Origin of the sequence: Proteus sp. G2669 (assembly GCF_009915245.1) — a bacterium.
GTDB lineage: Bacteria > Pseudomonadota > Gammaproteobacteria > Enterobacterales > Enterobacteriaceae > Proteus.
On sequence record NZ_JAABLX010000055.1, the window covers coordinates 374751 to 390407 of the forward strand.

The 15657-nt window shown below is 34.9% G+C and carries 15 protein-coding genes; 5 read left to right on the top strand and 10 right to left on the bottom strand.

Going from position 1 to position 15657, the window contains the following annotated elements:
* Positions 1-181: 181 nt before the first annotated feature.
* Complete coding sequence (gene zntB / locus GWI68_RS19230) at positions 182-1165, bottom strand: zinc transporter ZntB (protein ID WP_109408726.1); 984 nt, start codon at positions 1163-1165, stop codon at positions 182-184.
* Positions 1166-1512: 347 nt separating this feature from the next.
* On the opposite strand from zntB, the gene GWI68_RS19235 reads away from it, so the two are divergent.
* Both GWI68_RS19235 and GWI68_RS19240 read left to right on the top strand, forming a co-directional pair.
* A complete protein-coding gene (locus GWI68_RS19235; protein WP_166541330.1) occupies positions 1513-1854 on the top strand; it encodes a DUF4377 domain-containing protein in 342 nt (113 codons plus the stop codon).
* Between the two features lie 259 nt (positions 1855-2113).
* Positions 2114-2674 (top strand): Ail/Lom family outer membrane beta-barrel protein, encoded by a 561-nt coding sequence (locus GWI68_RS19240; protein ID WP_166541331.1) that lies wholly within the window; start codon positions 2114-2116, stop codon positions 2672-2674.
* Between the two features lie 614 nt (positions 2675-3288).
* Here GWI68_RS19240 and GWI68_RS19245 read toward each other — a convergent pair.
* Positions 3289-4908 carry a peptide ABC transporter substrate-binding protein gene (locus GWI68_RS19245; RefSeq protein WP_166541332.1) on the bottom strand — a complete coding sequence of 540 codons (1620 nt, stop codon included), beginning with the start codon at positions 4906-4908 and terminating at the stop codon, positions 3289-3291.
* Positions 4909-5132: 224 nt separating this feature from the next.
* Between GWI68_RS19245 and tpx the strand changes: the two genes are divergently transcribed.
* Entirely contained in the window at positions 5133-5636 is a 504-nt protein-coding gene (tpx, locus tag GWI68_RS19250; RefSeq protein WP_166541333.1) for a thiol peroxidase, read from the top strand.
* A gap of 67 nt (positions 5637-5703) precedes the next feature.
* Here tpx and tyrR read toward each other — a convergent pair whose 3' ends face one another.
* The 8 genes from tyrR to pspA form a co-directional block, all read right to left on the bottom strand.
* Positions 5704-7269, bottom strand: a complete 1566-nt coding sequence (tyrR, locus tag GWI68_RS19255) for a transcriptional regulator TyrR (RefSeq protein WP_166541334.1) — start codon at positions 7267-7269, stop codon at positions 5704-5706.
* A gap of 154 nt (positions 7270-7423) precedes the next feature.
* On the bottom strand, positions 7424-7843 hold the full coding sequence (locus GWI68_RS19260) for a hypothetical protein (RefSeq protein ID WP_208105249.1): 420 nt from the start codon (positions 7841-7843) through the stop codon (positions 7424-7426).
* Between the two features lie 537 nt (positions 7844-8380).
* The gene (locus GWI68_RS19265) at positions 8381-9424 is read right to left on the bottom strand and encodes a YcjF family protein (protein WP_166541335.1); all 1044 of its coding nucleotides are present in this window, start codon (positions 9422-9424) and stop codon (positions 8381-8383) included.
* On the bottom strand, positions 9421-10815 hold the full coding sequence (locus tag GWI68_RS19270) for a YcjX family protein (protein ID WP_166541336.1): 1395 nt from the start codon (positions 10813-10815) through the stop codon (positions 9421-9423). Before GWI68_RS19270 ends, GWI68_RS19265 begins: the two co-directional genes overlap by 4 nt.
* Entirely contained in the window at positions 10796-11050 is a 255-nt protein-coding gene (locus GWI68_RS19275; protein WP_227336812.1) for a phage shock protein PspD, read from the bottom strand. The genes GWI68_RS19270 and GWI68_RS19275 overlap by 20 nt, the downstream gene beginning before the upstream one ends.
* 117 nt (positions 11051-11167) lie before the next feature.
* A complete protein-coding gene (gene pspC, locus GWI68_RS19280; RefSeq protein ID WP_109408718.1) occupies positions 11168-11524 on the bottom strand; it encodes an envelope stress response membrane protein PspC in 357 nt (118 codons plus the stop codon).
* Positions 11524-11754 (bottom strand): envelope stress response membrane protein PspB, encoded by a 231-nt coding sequence (gene pspB / locus GWI68_RS19285; protein ID WP_036937208.1) that lies wholly within the window; start codon positions 11752-11754, stop codon positions 11524-11526. Before pspB ends, pspC begins: the two co-directional genes overlap by 1 nt.
* 36 nt (positions 11755-11790) lie before the next feature.
* Positions 11791-12459 (bottom strand): phage shock protein PspA, encoded by a 669-nt coding sequence (pspA, locus tag GWI68_RS19290; RefSeq protein WP_166541337.1) that lies wholly within the window; start codon positions 12457-12459, stop codon positions 11791-11793.
* Positions 12460-12677: 218 nt separating this feature from the next.
* Here pspA and pspF point away from each other — a divergent pair, with 218 nt between their 5' ends.
* Both pspF and sapA read left to right on the top strand, forming a co-directional pair.
* A complete protein-coding gene (pspF, locus tag GWI68_RS19295) occupies positions 12678-13676 on the top strand; it encodes a phage shock protein operon transcriptional activator (RefSeq protein WP_166541338.1) in 999 nt (332 codons plus the stop codon).
* Positions 13677-13969: 293 nt separating this feature from the next.
* Positions 13970-15655, top strand: coding sequence for an ABC transporter substrate-binding protein SapA (gene sapA / locus GWI68_RS19300; RefSeq protein WP_166541339.1), 1686 nt, complete (start codon positions 13970-13972; stop codon positions 15653-15655).
* Positions 15656-15657: the final 2 nt, after the last annotated feature.

Consider the following 15657-nt stretch of genomic DNA (forward strand, 5'->3'; position numbering starts at 1 on the left):
GTATTAAGAACTCAATATGAGAAAAACTACAATTATGGAGCACAACGTTCATCGCTCAACGTTGTATTCACCTGCGAGAGTTATAATGCCAGATGTTCTATTTTAAAAAATTGATATATCTCAAACAGGGTTAGAGAATTCTTTTTTAAATCCATTTAGTTACGATTAATTTGCTGAATTTTTACAACCATCTACTACGCTTTAACCACCAAGTAACAATCACAATCAAAACAAAGAGAGATAAACAAAAAATGGCAAAACCATAAGGGAATTCATTTCCAGGAATTCCGCCTAAATTGACACCAAATAGCCCTGTTAGAAATGTCGTTGGTAAAAATAACATCGCCATTAATGACATAGTGTAAGTACGTCTATTCATCGCATCTGCCATCATTGATGTTATTTCATCAGCGATCACCGCTGTACGAGAAATACTACTGTCCAAATCCTCTAAACGTCGAGAAAGTCTTTCTGATATTTCGAGCATTGTGACTCTATCGCTATCACTCATCCATGGTAATTTTTCGATAGAAAGCCTAGAAAATACATCTCGTTGCGGAGCCATGTAGCGACGCAAAACTATTAACTGTTTTCTTAATAATGCGAGTTCACCTCTTGCTGGTATTTGTTGATCAAGGATCATATCTTCGAGTTCAATTAATTGGTCATGCAAAGTTTCAACAAATTCACCTATTTCATCAGTAACAGCATCTGCCATAGTTATAAGCCAATCACCACTGCTTTCAGGTCCACTGCCTAACTCTAAGGTATGAATAACAGAATCCACTGAATTAACTCGACGATGACGACTCGAAACAATTGTTTGGCTGTTAATATAAATTCTGAATGCGACTAGTTCATCAGGTCTATCATTAGGATTATTATTAATTGTTTGCAAATTGATGACGACACCTTCACCAATCCTTTGTGCTTTTGGTCTGATGTTCTCTGCTAATAATACATCTTTGGCAATAGGTGGAAGTGCTTCTGTTTCCTCTATCCATTTCGCACTTTGTGGCTTACGATAGTCCAAATGTATCCAATAAGGATTATCGTTTGTAGCGATTGTATCTGCTGTTATTTCTATTACTCCACCATGACCATCAAGTTGCGCGGTGTAAATTGCATCTGAATCTTGCAAAATAGAGTCATTAATTGTTTTCATTTAGTTTCCTCCGTACGCTTGCTTTAGTCGCAATAGATTAATTTATCGTCTCTTTATCTAATTATTTTTCAATGTTTTATTTTATACTTTTTTCTAGCTCACTGTATATCAACACTATTTTTGTATAATTAATCTAAAACTTCTATTTATATTCTCCACTTTAGGATTATTACACTAAATCCAATTCGGATAATTACATTAGTATATTAATACTAGAAATATCTATAGGTAACTTACTTTATTTATAGGAAAAATTTTATCTACTGTAATTTATAATAATTAGATCCCTAGTGTATACTAAATATTATCTTATACATTTATTGCAACCTAAAAATAAGGTCATCAATATGAAAAAATTTCTCGCTATTCCTTTATTTTTGCTTTTAGCTGGATGCAATGATGCAACATCGACTGAAAGTGCTAATACTGCCTCTACTTCTGATATAACAAAAACACTTCTAGTCGATTCACAACTTTATGATTGTGTCGGTGTTGCACCAATGAAATGCATGAAGGTGAAAGAGCTCCCTTCAGGCGAATGGTCCCTTTTCTATCAGAACATTGAAGGTTTTGAATATAAAGCAGGTACTGAATACACATTAAAAGTAAATGTTACAGATATTCCTAATCCACCAGCTGATGCACCTAGCGTAAAATATACACTGGTAGAAATTGTCGATAAGAAATAATTTTTTACTTAATTTAAACTCACAATAGACCGTATTCGCTATTGTGAGTCATTTATCTATTGATATTATTCTTCTGATAGTTTCTTATTAACAAATTAATAAAACTTATTAATAAGCTATTTATGTGATCTCATTTTTTATTATGTATTAAAGATAAGTCTGCTAATTTTTTTTAAGAGTAATTTCAATCAATTAACATTGAAATTGTGTTTGAATTTACTAAAAATAGAGCTCTTCACATCAACATAGAACCTCTATAATGAATAAATTAATACTTATTTTAATTAGCTTAATTTTACCTTACTCTTCTGCATTATATGCTTACAATGAATCACATACTGTCTATAGTGGCTATATTTACGGAAAACTAAAAGGAGATACCGCCAAAGGCCCTATAATCAATTATCGTTATGAAACAGAAAATGCTTGGGGTTTATTAATTTCTCTACTCTATTTAAATTCAAATTATAAAGAACCCTTTAAAGATCCTCGTTTTATCACTCCATCAATAAAACAATATAAAACTAAAACCACAGCTCTATTAATCGGCCCTACTTATAGAATAACGCCTAAGTTTTCTGTTTATGCCCAAATGGGGCCCAATAAATTAAAGTATCAAGAAGATAAATTTCACCCTGAAATAAATACCACAGACACGCATAGAGTGGATACAACAAGTGTTATTGGTCAAATAGGCATCGATTATAACCCCATAAAAGAGGTCGCAATTAACTTTGGTTATCTTTATTCCGATACCACTGCAAATAAACGCCATATTGAATTAAATAGCATACAATTATCTTTAGGTTATCGCTTTTAACCCCCCCTTATAAACTATAATTTAATTTAACAATTTATAGATTGCTAAGAGGTGGTTTTACCTATAAAAGGCTTAAATATAACAATAAACTCATCAATTTTTATTGTCTTTAAGGGGTTATACCTATAAATAATATGAAATATAATATTTAACATCGAACACATTGCACAATTAGTCAAAACAAAGTAGCAAAAATGTATTAACATCTCTTCTGCAATGTTTATTCCTTTTGAGTCTCCTTCTGTTTTTATAACAGAGGGACTTTTTTTATACATATATTATTAATTGCTGTAACAGTTCGATACAATAAAAAGCGTGCAAATAGGGCATTAAAAATATAATTTATATCCAGACAATAAATTAACCTGCTTTATTTTGCTACGCCCCTTTTTAAAGGGGTTCTTTTTCATTTATAGCCATCTTATTTTATACACTCCTCTATTTATTCAAGATTAAAACTGAAACGATAACTGTTTAGCTTTTTATTTATTTTTTAATAAAAAAATACCTCAAAGCAAGGGTATTAACTTTGAGGCATTATCTATTTTCTCTTATTCTTTTACACAGCCAGAGTTCACTGATGGCTATTTTCAAGTAATCTATTCATTACTATCTTAATGCTTTAATATATAAAGTGTATGGCTATAAGCGACATCTTCAGGATTCTCAATAGGATAACCCTTCAACCAAGGTTTTATCAATCGCCCATTAGTATATTGATAAATAGGTGCTATTGGTGCATCCTCTGCGATAATTTGTTCTGCTCGGTTATATAGACTATTTCTTTCATTTGCATCAATCGCCATACCTGACAATGTCAAAATTTCATCATATTGCTTATTTTGATACTTAGGTATATTACCCGCATGTTTAGAGCCTAATAAACTTAAGAAAGTAGAAGGTTCATTATAATCACCCACCCATGATGCTCTTATCACATCAAAATCCCCTGAGTTTCGGCTGTCTATATACGTTTTCCATTCTTGATTACGTAGCTCAACTTTAACCCCTAGCTTTTTCTTCCACATAGAAGCGACTGCAATGGCAATTTTCTGATGATTTTCCGAATTATTGTATAACAATGATAATTTTAATGGATTATGAGGCCCATATCCCGCTGCCGCTAACAATATCTTGGCTTGGCTATCTAATTCATCTTGATTATATTCATCATAAATAGTTGATTCAGGGGTAAAATTAGCCGTAACATCTGGTGTAAAACGATTTGCTGGCTTTTCACCTGTGCCTAACACTTTATCGGTAATGATTTTTCTGTCTATTGCCATTGCCAATGCTTTACGTACACGAATATCTTTTGTTGGCCCTGATTGAGTATTAAAAGCATAATAATATGTTCCTAATTGATCGGGTATATAAACCTCATTAGGAATATCTTTCATTAGTTTGTGGTATAAATTTTTAGGAAATGACTCTGTTATATCGATATCACCTGCTAAATAGCGTTTAGTTGCATGTGATTCATGGTTTATCGGTACAAACGTGACTTTTGTTAATACTGTATTTTTATGATCCCAATAATAAGGATTAGGTGTTAATACAATTTTTTCATTAACCACTCTGTTTGTTAAAACAAAAGCACCATTTCCAACCAAATTACCAACTTTGATCCAACCAGCACCATATTTTTCAATGCTATGGCGAGGAACTGGATATAAAGAAAAATTCGTTGTCAAACTTGGAAAATAAGAAACAGGTCGCTCTAACGTCACCTTTAACGTTTTTTCATCTATTGCTTCTACACCCAATGAGCTTGGTTTTAATTTTCCATCAATAATTTTTTGAGCATTTTCAATAGAAGCGAGCGAAGCATACCATGCAAAAGGAGAAAGATTTTTAGGATCAACTAATCGTTGCCAACTGTAAACGAAATCAGTTGCAGTGACTTTTTCTCCATTAGACCATTTCGCATTATCACGCAAAGTAAAGATCCATACACGATTATCTTCAGTACGCCAACTCTGAGCGACACCTGGAATAGCTCGTCCATGTTCATCTTCTATCGTCAATCCTTCAAATAAATCACGTTGCACCTGAGCTTCAGTTAACCCCACGGCATTAATAGGATCAAGTGACGCTGGTTCATCTTTTAAATGTCTAACCACTTCTTGTTTTTTATCGAGTATCGTTCCTGCTGGCACTACCGCCGCATTTACCTGCGATACGAGTAATCCTTGAACGACAAGTGCACATGAGATGACGAATATTTTGCGCATGTCTGTTTCGTCCTGTAATCTGTATGAGAATGAACTGCATAATTATAAGAGCCTGATAAAAAGGCACAATCACTGATTACAAATATTTTATAAATTTTTATGTTTTTCATGGTCACTATGCAAACAGTGGCAAATTTTAATAATGGTTAAGCATTAACAAGATTTTTCGTTAATAATTTAGTATTAATAACAATTAGTCTGACAACTAATAAAGGAGAACAACAATGGCACATCAAGTTACTTTACAAGGAAATGCAGTGACTCTGGCTGGTAAATTCCCAACAGTAGGTCAAAAAGCTGCTGATTTCTCTCTCGTAGGTAAAGATCTTAATGACATCTCTTTAACAAGCTTTGCAGGTAAACGTAAAGTTCTAAACATTTTCCCAAGCGTAGATACTGGAGTTTGTGCTGCGAGTGTTCGTCAATTTAATAAAGTTGCAAATGAACTAAATAACACGGTTGTTTTATGTATTTCAGCTGACTTACCTTTTGCCCAAGCGCGTTTCTGTGGCGCTGAAGGTTTAGATAATGTTGTAACATTATCTACAATGCGCGGTGCTGAATTCAAAGAAAATTACGGTGTTGCAATTACATCAGGCCCATTAGCAGGCTTAACTAGCCGCGCAGTGATTGTGTTAGATGAAAACAATACTGTTCTCTACACCCAGTTAGTTGATGAAATCACAACTGAACCAAATTATGATAATGCATTAAATGCACTAAAATAATATTCATTATAAAAAAAAAGACGAGCATTACGCTCGTCTTTTTTATGCAGAAAATCCTACAACCAAATTAACCTTCAGACTTTTCGGTCTTTTTATTTGTTAAATTATATTCTCTCAGTTTATTGGCAATCGCTGTATGAGAAATACCTAAACGTTTTGCAAGTTTCCGAGTGCTTGGATAATCACGATATAAGCGCGTTAAAATTGAAGCCTCAAAGCGTTTTGTCATTTCATCTAATGAGCCTTCTAATAAATCCACATCAAATAGAGTTTCATCTGTATGCTCAGGTAAAGTAATATCCTGAATTCGCAGAGTGTTTCCTACTAATTGCGCCATTGCTTGATAAACAGTATTTCTTAATTGGCGAACATTACCAGGCCAACCATACTGTGTTAAATAAACTGATAACTCCGGTGATATTACAGGTTTAGTTGCTTGCTGCTCAATGCAATATTGGTTAATAAAATGCATCGCTAACGGCATAATATCGGCTTTTCTTTCTCGCAACGGAGGTAGAGTTAACGTTAATACATTCAGGCGATAATAAAGATCTTCTCTAAACAACCCTTTTTGTACCAGTTCCCACAAATTTTTCTGCGTTGCACAAATAATGCGAACATTGACATTAACCTCGTGCTCCTCACCTACACGACGAAATGTCCCGTCATTTAAAAAGCGTAGAAGCTTAATTTGCATTTGAGGAGACATTTCGCCAATTTCATCAAGTAAAACGGTTCCTCTGTCGGCCTGCTCGAAGAAGCCTTTTTTTCCTTCAACAGCATTAGGGTAAGCCCCTGCCGCATAACCAAATAACTCACTTTCTACGACATCATCAGGCATTGAAGCACAATTGAGTCCCAAAAAAGGATTTCTAGCACGGGAACTAAGGAAATGACAGGCTTTAGCAAATAAATCTTTTCCTGTACCGGTATCACCTACCAATAACAGTGGCGCATCCATTTTTGCCATTTTTTTTGCACGTTCAACAAGTTGTTTCATTTGAGAACTAACAGCAATAATTTTCTCAAATTCATGATTATCACTGACAATTAATTTTGAATGATCGTGAACAACATCTCGATATTTCAATAAAATAAGCGCACCAACACAATGGTTAGATTGGTTATCATCTGCAAGTTTTATTGGTACTATTTCCATATCAAAATTTTGTTTTTTTAAATTGATTGGAATAATTTCAGCAGAAGGATCTTTTTGTTCTAACCAACGATGAATATTAAAATTAGGGATTAGTTGATTGAATGATTTTTCACTATTATCGTTAGCATCCAATTCAAACAGTTGGCGAGTTGCCGGATTTTGTAATTTTATTTGGCCTTTAATATTAATAGAAAAAACCGGAACTGGCACAGATTCAAGCAGTGTCCACATGGCTCGATGCTCTTGTTCTGATGGCATAAATGCAACTGTCCGCACATCAATAACACCATTTATTCGCCGTATTTCCGCCATTAGCGGTTGAAATATATCAAAATCAATCTGTGAAAAATTCAGGTAGATAAGACCTATTGGAAATATTTCAATTCCACGTAAGTCAATATTTTTTAATACTAGTAGATCCAATAATTCACGGGTTAACCCGATGCGATCTTCACAAGTGATCTCTAAACGCATTATAAACCTTCTTAATACTGAGTGACCCTGAACTTATTCTAGATATTATACATAAATATCAACCAAATAAAGAGCCTTGTCAGCAAAAGTTGACACCACTAGCATTTATTTTTACACAGATAAGCTTGTATTTTGATTTTAATACCTGAATTATTTATGCTTTAAAAAAATCAAATAATGAAAATGAAGAGTTTTTTATTATTTTTTTCAGCTCAAAATCAATAAGATATTCGATATCTTTTATTAAGGGGCCTAATTCCCGGCGTATTACTTTCTTAATGGTTTTACAGCCATTATCAAAACAAAAAAGAAGATACTCTAGAGCACTGATTGCCTGTTCTTTTTTATCTGTCTCTCTCAGATATTCAAAAAATTCTGATGTTTCTTTTATTTGAAATGGTTTAGATTGTTTTTGATACTGCTTTTTTTTAATTTCATCAATTGTTTCACTAAGAATAGGGATCAAAATACTCAATTGTTTATCAATATTTGAAACATTAAGAGCAGAGCTAAGATAAAGTTGGCGTCTTTTCTTCGAGAGTTTTTTTATTACTGACATCTGTATTTCTTTCATTTTTCAACCTGATTAAAAGTATTATTTGTTAACTCTTTTCCTATTTTTTATAAATAAAAAACCATCTCTATTTTTTAATAGAAATTTATCTACAAAGTAAATTTTACAAATATATTGAGATAATATTTCTGTGGTAAACTTCTTACCGTGATATTTAACGCCATTTATCACACTAAACTCAATACTATTTTCTATCAAAAAGGGAATATTTTTATAGAAATTACGAGTTTTTAACTAGAGATGCATGTATTTTCAAATAAAAACAATGGGTTATAACCTCTTTTCTTTTTGGATGTTTTTACTCTTTTTAAAGATATTTTATTTATCTAATTTCATTTGAAATAATTACACTATAATAAATAAAATATAGATAGTACTTTATAGTATGAATTTATTTGTTTAGATATAAAATATCGACACCTAAGCCACTTGCATGATTTTATACAAACTATTTTTTGCTAAATTTTTATACAAAAAAACCGTAGAAATAACTCTACGGTTTTTTATTTAAAATAACTCAACATTAGGAATTTTATTTTATTCTTTTTTCTTGCCACTAATTGTATTTTTTAATTTTCCTATAAGCTCTTTTCTAAAATCACCCAACTTAGGTTTATTATCATCGATCCAAGGCAGCGGTCGACATAATTCCATTGCCTTGAGCCCTAAACGTGCCGTTAATAAACCAGCGCCAATTCCTTGAGCTGCTCGTGTTGATAGTCGTGCGGCGAGATCTTGAGAAAGCCAATCCATCCCGACTTCTCTTACTAGTTCAGTAGCCCCTGCAAATGCAATATTGACTAATACAAGGCGAAATAATTTTAAGCGACTATAGTACCCTAGCTCTATACCATAAATTTCAGCGATACGATTAATTAAACGAATGTTACGCCAACCAATAAAAGCCATATCGACCATCGCTAGCGGACTTACTGCTATCATTAATGTTGATTCTGCAGCAGAGCGACTAATTTCAGCTCTCGCTTGTTTATCTAAAATAGGTTGAACTAATTGACTATAAAGCTCTAATACTTCCTTGTCATTATGCGTATCATGTAATGCACTCTGCCAACGAATTAGTGCAGGATGTTGTGAATGAATACCCGCTTGTTTAGCCAATTTCTCACAAAAAGGTCGACCATTACCCATCGCATGACTATAAAGTAATTCTTTTGCTCTATCTCTTTCATTTGCTCTTTGACGTAAGCGATAAATACGACGCCATTCTGTTATTACAGAGCCAATTCCTGCAATAACAATTAATCCCCCCGCACTTGCTGCACCTAATGCAATCCAATCAGAGTTTATCCAAGACTCATAAATCCATTGCCCTGTTTGAGCGATAACACTAATCCCTAAAATAGTACTTGCAACTGTGATTAAGCGTTTCCATACACTTTTTTTAGGTTTTAAAATAGATTGGATATCACCTTCTAACTGCCCTTCGTTTTCTTCATCTACTTGAGGATCAATAGGTAAAAATGCTTCATTTTCCTGAAAATCAATACCTTTTTTTAAGCTTACTTCATCTTGAAGTATGGGCTCTTTAAAATCAATTCGTGATTTTAATGGCTCATTCATTTTAATTTATCCCCTAACAAGAATTCCATTGCACTATCCATGCGAATATGAGGAACTGCGCTATCTCTTGATATTTGTTGTGGTCTAAAAGATTCGAAACTAAACCCTTGTTTTTCCCAAAATTCTTTTTCAGGCAATCGTTTAGGAACTTCACCAGGGAAATACACCAAAGGTTTGTTATCACTTAAACGAAAACCTTTTAATGCTGGAATTTTTTCACCATGGTGATCCACAATGCCACTTTCAGTTGCAGCTATAGAGGCAAGCCCCATACAATCAATGCTGATCCCTTCAAAAATAGCATTTTGTTTAGCATCTTGAATAAGTTGTTGAAGCAATGAAACTAAATTTTCGTGCTGATCAACTGTAATATGATCAGCTTTAGTCGCTGCAAATAATAACTTATCAATGCAAGGTGAAAATAAGCGTCTAAGTAAGGTTCTTTTTCCATAATGAAAACTGCGCATTAATTGTGTTAATGCTTGGCGCATATCATTAAAAACATCAGCACCTTGATTTAAAGGTTGTAGGCAATCCACTAAAACAATTTGTCTATCAAATCCTTGGAAATGATCTCGATAAAAACCTTTTACCACATGCTGGCCATAATATTCATATCGTTGCTTTAGCATGCCAATATTAGTCCGTTTATCAGCATTCTTTAGTTTAGCAATATCATGCTGTTGTAAATCAGGCCAAGGAAAAAACTGCAAAACAGGCGCACCGGCTAATTCACCAGGTAAAACAAAACGCCCCGGTTGAATAAAATGAAGCCCTTCTTTTTTACATGCTAATAAATAGTCAGTGTAAGCAGAGGCAATATCCGCTAATAATGTTTCATCAGCAGGTGCAAAGGGATCGCATTTTTTAAGTTGTGTTTGCCAATTTTGTTCTGGCAATCTTCTTTGGCGATTTACCTTATTCATTTGCTCTGACCATTCAAAATAATCTTGCTCAAGCATCGGTAAATCTAATAACCATTCGCCAGGGTAATCCACAATCTCTAAATAAAGCGAAGATGTTTCTTTGATAAAACGTGTTAATGACTCATTTGAGCGATAACGTAATTGTAAACGAATTTCACTCACTCCTTTGGTTGGAACCGGCCAACTTGGAGGTGTGTGATAAAGCGATTCCATTCCTTCGTCATAAGTAAATCGGGGGATATTTAAATTATGCTGAGGAATACGTTTTACACCCAATAGTTGCTTATCTCGTGCCGCTGAAAATAACGGTAAACGCGCACCAGTATGCACATTAATAAGTTGATTAACTAAAGAAGTAATAAATGCCGTTTTACCACTTCGGCTTAATCCAGTTACCGCTAAGCGAAGGTGCCTATCAACACCACGATTAATAAAAGCTGTAAGTTCATTTTGTAGGCGTTTCATGTTTCTCCCAAGACATTTGACGCGATAGCTTATTTAAACCTGCTTTAATAACAGGCTCTGCTATCAATAGAACCAACCAACGTAACGGTTTGCTACTTACGCGTTTTATTATACTGCCAGTTATTGCGGCCGGCCCAAATAAAGTCAATAACATTAACCCAAATGTTAACCCTTTTTTGGCAAAGTAGGTGAGTTTATTTGTTTTTAGCGAGATATAAGCTTGATTGATATTCACAGCACTCTCCTCAATCAGGAATTTTGCTCATTTATAATACATTTAGTAGAAAATAGACCGACTTAACGAAAGACGCTCCTAAATCGGAGCGTCTTATCGGATTAAATGGTGAAAATATTACAGATCGCGAAAGCGTTTATTTAACTGATAGCTGGAAGAAGTAATATATCGTTCCATTTGCTGTAAACGTTTTTCACCTTGCATTAATTGATTATCAACACCGCTTAAAATTTCTTTTAAACTCTCCTGTTGCTCATCACCTTGTTGATAATTAGCAGGCGCAGGCTCCATAAAGAAACTCAAAACAAGATAAGCAACAATCGTTAAGCCAAAAAATCCAGCAAAGAGTGCAATCACCGCAATAACCCTGACAAGTAAAACAGGAATATTAAAATAATGGGCAAGGCCTGCGCATACGCCACGGATCACGCCCTCTTGTGGCAAGCGATACAATTGTTTGCTTTGTACCGTCATTATGATTGCCTCCAGTTAGGATGTTCTGCATCAAGTATTTGTTCTAGCGTCTTAATGCGTTCCTGCATTTGCTGAGCCTTATCCACCAGCGCGCTCAGTCGCTGCATTTCTTGTTGGGTTAACTGAACATTCCCTCCACCTTTCTGATTGCTGTAATGCAACCACAGCCAGATAGGGAGAACAAATAAAATAAAAATGGTCAGTGGTATTCCCAGAAATATATAGCCCATTACATATCCTTTATAAGATGGTTATTACGCTTGCTGTTACTCTTTATTGATATTGATTTTAGCTTTTAATGCCGCTAATTGCGCGCTAATTTCATCATCAGCTTTTAATTCAGCAAACTGTTGGTCTAATGATTTCTCTTTACCTAACCCGTAGCTTTGTGCTTCACCTTCCATATGATCAATACGGCGCTCAAATTGTTCAAAACGCGCCATTGCTGCATCCATTTTACCGCTGTCTAATTGACGACGAACTTGACAAGATGAATTTGCTGCTTGATGGCGAACAACTAAAGACTGTTGTTTAGCTCGAGTTTCTGTCAATTTATTTTCTAATTCACTGATTTCACCTTTCAAACGAGTCAAGGTTTCATCAATGATAATCAACTCATGTTTTAGCGTATCATTAACTGAAGCAACACGTTGTTTTTCAATTAATGCTGCACGCGCTAAATCTTCTTTGTCTTTAATCAGAGCTAGTTCAGCTTTATCTTGCCAATCTTTAATCTGTTTTTCCGCTTGTTCAATACGACGCTCTAATCCTTTCTTTTCAGCTAAAGTACGTGCAGATGTTGTACGGATCTCAACTAACATATCTTCCATTTCTTGGATCATTAGGCGGATCATTTTTTCAGGATCTTCCGCTTTATCTAATAAAGAAGCGATATTGGCATTAATAATGTCAGCAAAACGTGAAAATATACCCATGATGTCATCCTTAATAGCTATGCTAATTAGTAATGTTAAATATTTCATTAAATGGCGTCATCTAATCATAACGCCCGGCTTACTTTAGTTAATACAATTAACGTGCCAACTTTTAAAGTTCACCTAACCTATTAATAATAGTTAATTTATATTGTTCGCCTATTTTTCGAACACCTGATAAGCTGGTAAAAAATACCTTACTATGGTGAATTTAACCAATGAATGAGAATTTAGAGACAATAATCGGTGTTGATAGTCAATTTATTGATGTTTTAGAACAAACATCAGCACTTGCTCAATTAAAAAAGCCAGTATTAATTATTGGTGAACGAGGTACAGGTAAAGAGTTAATCGCTCATCGATTACACTACCTTGCGCCTTGGTGGCAAGGCCCTTTTATTTCTATCAACTGCTCTGCGCTTAATGATAACTTGCTCGATTCTGAACTTTTTGGTCATGAAGCTGGTGCTTTCACTGGTGCTAAAAATCGTCATCAAGGGCGTTTTGAACGTGCTGATGGTGGCTCTCTTTTTCTTGATGAACTGGCAACAGCACCAATGCTTGTACAAGAAAAATTATTACGAGTTATTGAATATGGTCATTTAGAGCGTGTTGGTGGCAGTCAATCTTTGCATGTGGATGTTAGGCTTATCTGTGCTACAAATGCAGATTTACCTGCAATGGCTGAAGAAGGTAAATTTCGCGCGGATTTACTGGATAGATTAGCTTTTGATGTCATCAGATTACCCCCGCTAAGGGAACGCCGAGCTGATATTATGTTACTTGCTGAAAACTTCGCGATTTCAATGTGCCAAGAATTGGGATTACCTTTTTTTCCTGGTTTTAGTGATAACGCATGCCAAATTCTTTTAGACTATTCATGGCCTGGTAATATTCGTGAGCTAAAAAATGTTGTGGAGCGTTCGGTTTATCGCCACGGAACCAGCGATAGAGAATTAGACAATATTATTATTAACCCTTTTGCAGGCTTGCAAACACCGATATCGAAACAATCACCATTAGAAAAAAAGATTTCGTCTTTTTCACCACCTGATTTACCTCTTGATTTGCGACAATGGCAAAATGAAATGGAAAAAATATTAGTGAGCAATGCGTTGAAAGAGAGTTTATATAATCAAAAAGAAGCTGCTGAAAAACTGAAGTTAAGCTACGATCAATTTAGAGGATTGATTAAAAAGCACCAAATAACAACGTAACGCAATGATTAATAATCATTTTTTTATTTTCCGAGACGTGTTTTTAAAAAGAGGCAAAAAAAAAGCCAGCACCCGAGCTGGCTAGTAAAAAAATACTGGAAGCAATGTGAGCAATGTCGTGCCTTCTGCGGAAAACCTCTTACCGCTGAAGGACAATACGGATGATAATCTTTATCATTAGCATTTGTAAAGCTTTTTGTTGAGAATTTTTCTCACTTTGTTTTTTTGACTATTTGGGGATAGAAAGTTTTTTAAGTTACAATAGCAAAATCGTTTCTCTAAAAGACATTATTATGCGCCCTATTTTACTTATTGGTACTCTGCTAGTTAGCTTAACAAGTGCAACTTGTATCGCAGATGTAGCACCAAAAACACAAGCGCTATCGATAAAACAAGAGCCAACTCCAATTAATCAAAATGGCTTTGTTTATTGTGTTGATGGCAGTGTGAATACCTTTAATCCACAATTATCAAGTAGTGGATTAATCATCGATCCCCTTGCCGCGCAACTTTATGATCGTCTTTTAGATGTTGACCCTTACACTTATCGTCTTATTCCTGAAATAGCCGCTCGTTGGGAATCGCTAGATAATGGCGCAACATACCGCTTTTATTTGCGTAAAAATATCTCGTTTCAACAAACATCGTGGTTTACACCTACACGAAAACTCACAGCAGATGATGTGATTTTTAGTTTTGAACGGATGATCAACCCACAAAATCCTTATAATCAAGTCAATGGTGGAAAATATCCCTATTTTGATAGCTTAAGTTTTGCCGACAATATCCAATCAGTTAAAAAGTTGGGTCAATACACAGTCGAATTTAGTTTAAAAGAGCCTGATGCCTCTTTTTTATGGCATTTAGCAACACATTACGCCCCTATTCTTTCCGCTGAATATGCACAAAGCTTAGAGAAATCGGGCAACCAGACACAACTTGATTGGAAACCAGTAGGTACGGGCCCTTTCTTTCTAGATGAATATCAACCGGGACAATTTGTTCGTTTATTTAGAAATAACGACTATTGGAAAGGTCAGCCTAAAATGCAACAAGTTGTTATTGATATGGGAGCTGGAGGTACAGGCCGTATATCTAAACTGTTAACAGGCGAATGTGATGTTTTAGCCTATCCTGCGGCTAGCCAATTAAAAGTTTTACGTGATGATCCTCGGTTAAGATTAACATTGCGCTCAGGTATGAATATCGCTTATTTAGCCTTTAATACTAGTAAGCCTCCACTCAATGATCTTAAAGTTCGCCAAGCTATTGCTTATGCCATAAATAATGAACGTTTAATGGAATCGATTTATTATGGTACTGCTGAAACAGCCGCATCGGTACTTCCTCGTGCATCTTGGGCTTATGATAATCGTGCAAAAATCACAGAGTACAATCCTGAGAAATCGAAACAAATACTAAAAGAGCTAGGGCTTGATGGGCTTAAATTGAACCTTTGGGTACCCAGCGCATCACAATCTTACAACCCAAGCCCATTGAAAATGGCTGAGCTCATTCAGGCAGACTTAGCTCAAGTAGGCATTCAAATGAATATTCGCCCAATTGAAGGGCGATATCAAGAAACCAGTATGATGGATAGGACTCATGATATGACATTATCTGGCTGGTCAACAGACAGTAACGATCCTGATAGTTTTTTCCGTCCTCTCTTTAGTTGTGCAGCTATTAGTTCACAAACTAACCTTAGTCATTGGTGCCTACCGAGTTTTGATGATATTTTAAAAAAAGCGCTTTATAGTCAGCAACTTGCTTCAAGAATGGATTATTATCATCAAGCACAAGATATTCTCGCTCAAGAACTACCTGTATTGCCTTTAGCTAATTCTTTACGTATGCAAGCATATCGCTATGATATTAAAGGATTACTATTAAGTACTTTCGGTAATGCGTCTTTTGCTGGTGTTTATCGAGAAGCAGAAGTGGATGAACAAAATCACAAGAAAGAGGCTATAAAATAATC

Bases quoted from the DNA above. Each gene is read 5' to 3' on its own strand.
- zntB (WP_109408726.1), bottom strand. From the start codon at position 1,165: ATGAAAACAATTAATGACTCTATTTTGCAAGATTCAGATGCAATTTAC.
- GWI68_RS19235 (WP_166541330.1), top strand. From the start codon at position 1,513: ATGAAAAAATTTCTCGCTATTCCTTTATTTTTGCTTTTAGCTGGATGC.
- GWI68_RS19240 (WP_166541331.1), top strand. From the start codon at position 2,114: ATGAATAAATTAATACTTATTTTAATTAGCTTAATTTTACCTTACTCT.
- GWI68_RS19245 (WP_166541332.1), bottom strand. From the start codon at position 4,908: ATGCGCAAAATATTCGTCATCTCATGTGCACTTGTCGTTCAAGGATTA.
- tpx (WP_166541333.1), top strand. From the start codon at position 5,133: ATGGCACATCAAGTTACTTTACAAGGAAATGCAGTGACTCTGGCTGGT.
- tyrR (WP_166541334.1), bottom strand. From the start codon at position 7,269: ATGCGTTTAGAGATCACTTGTGAAGATCGCATCGGGTTAACCCGTGAA.
- GWI68_RS19260 (WP_208105249.1), bottom strand. From the start codon at position 7,843: ATGAAAGAAATACAGATGTCAGTAATAAAAAAACTCTCGAAGAAAAGA.
- GWI68_RS19265 (WP_166541335.1), bottom strand. From the start codon at position 9,424: ATGAATGAGCCATTAAAATCACGAATTGATTTTAAAGAGCCCATACTT.
- GWI68_RS19270 (WP_166541336.1), bottom strand. From the start codon at position 10,815: ATGAAACGCCTACAAAATGAACTTACAGCTTTTATTAATCGTGGTGTT.
- pspC (WP_109408718.1), bottom strand. From the start codon at position 11,524: ATGACGGTACAAAGCAAACAATTGTATCGCTTGCCACAAGAGGGCGTG.
- pspB (WP_036937208.1), bottom strand. From the start codon at position 11,754: ATGGGCTATATATTTCTGGGAATACCACTGACCATTTTTATTTTATTT.
- pspA (WP_166541337.1), bottom strand. From the start codon at position 12,459: ATGGGTATATTTTCACGTTTTGCTGACATTATTAATGCCAATATCGCT.
- pspF (WP_166541338.1), top strand. From the start codon at position 12,678: ATGAATGAGAATTTAGAGACAATAATCGGTGTTGATAGTCAATTTATT.
- sapA (WP_166541339.1), top strand. From the start codon at position 13,970: ATGCGCCCTATTTTACTTATTGGTACTCTGCTAGTTAGCTTAACAAGT.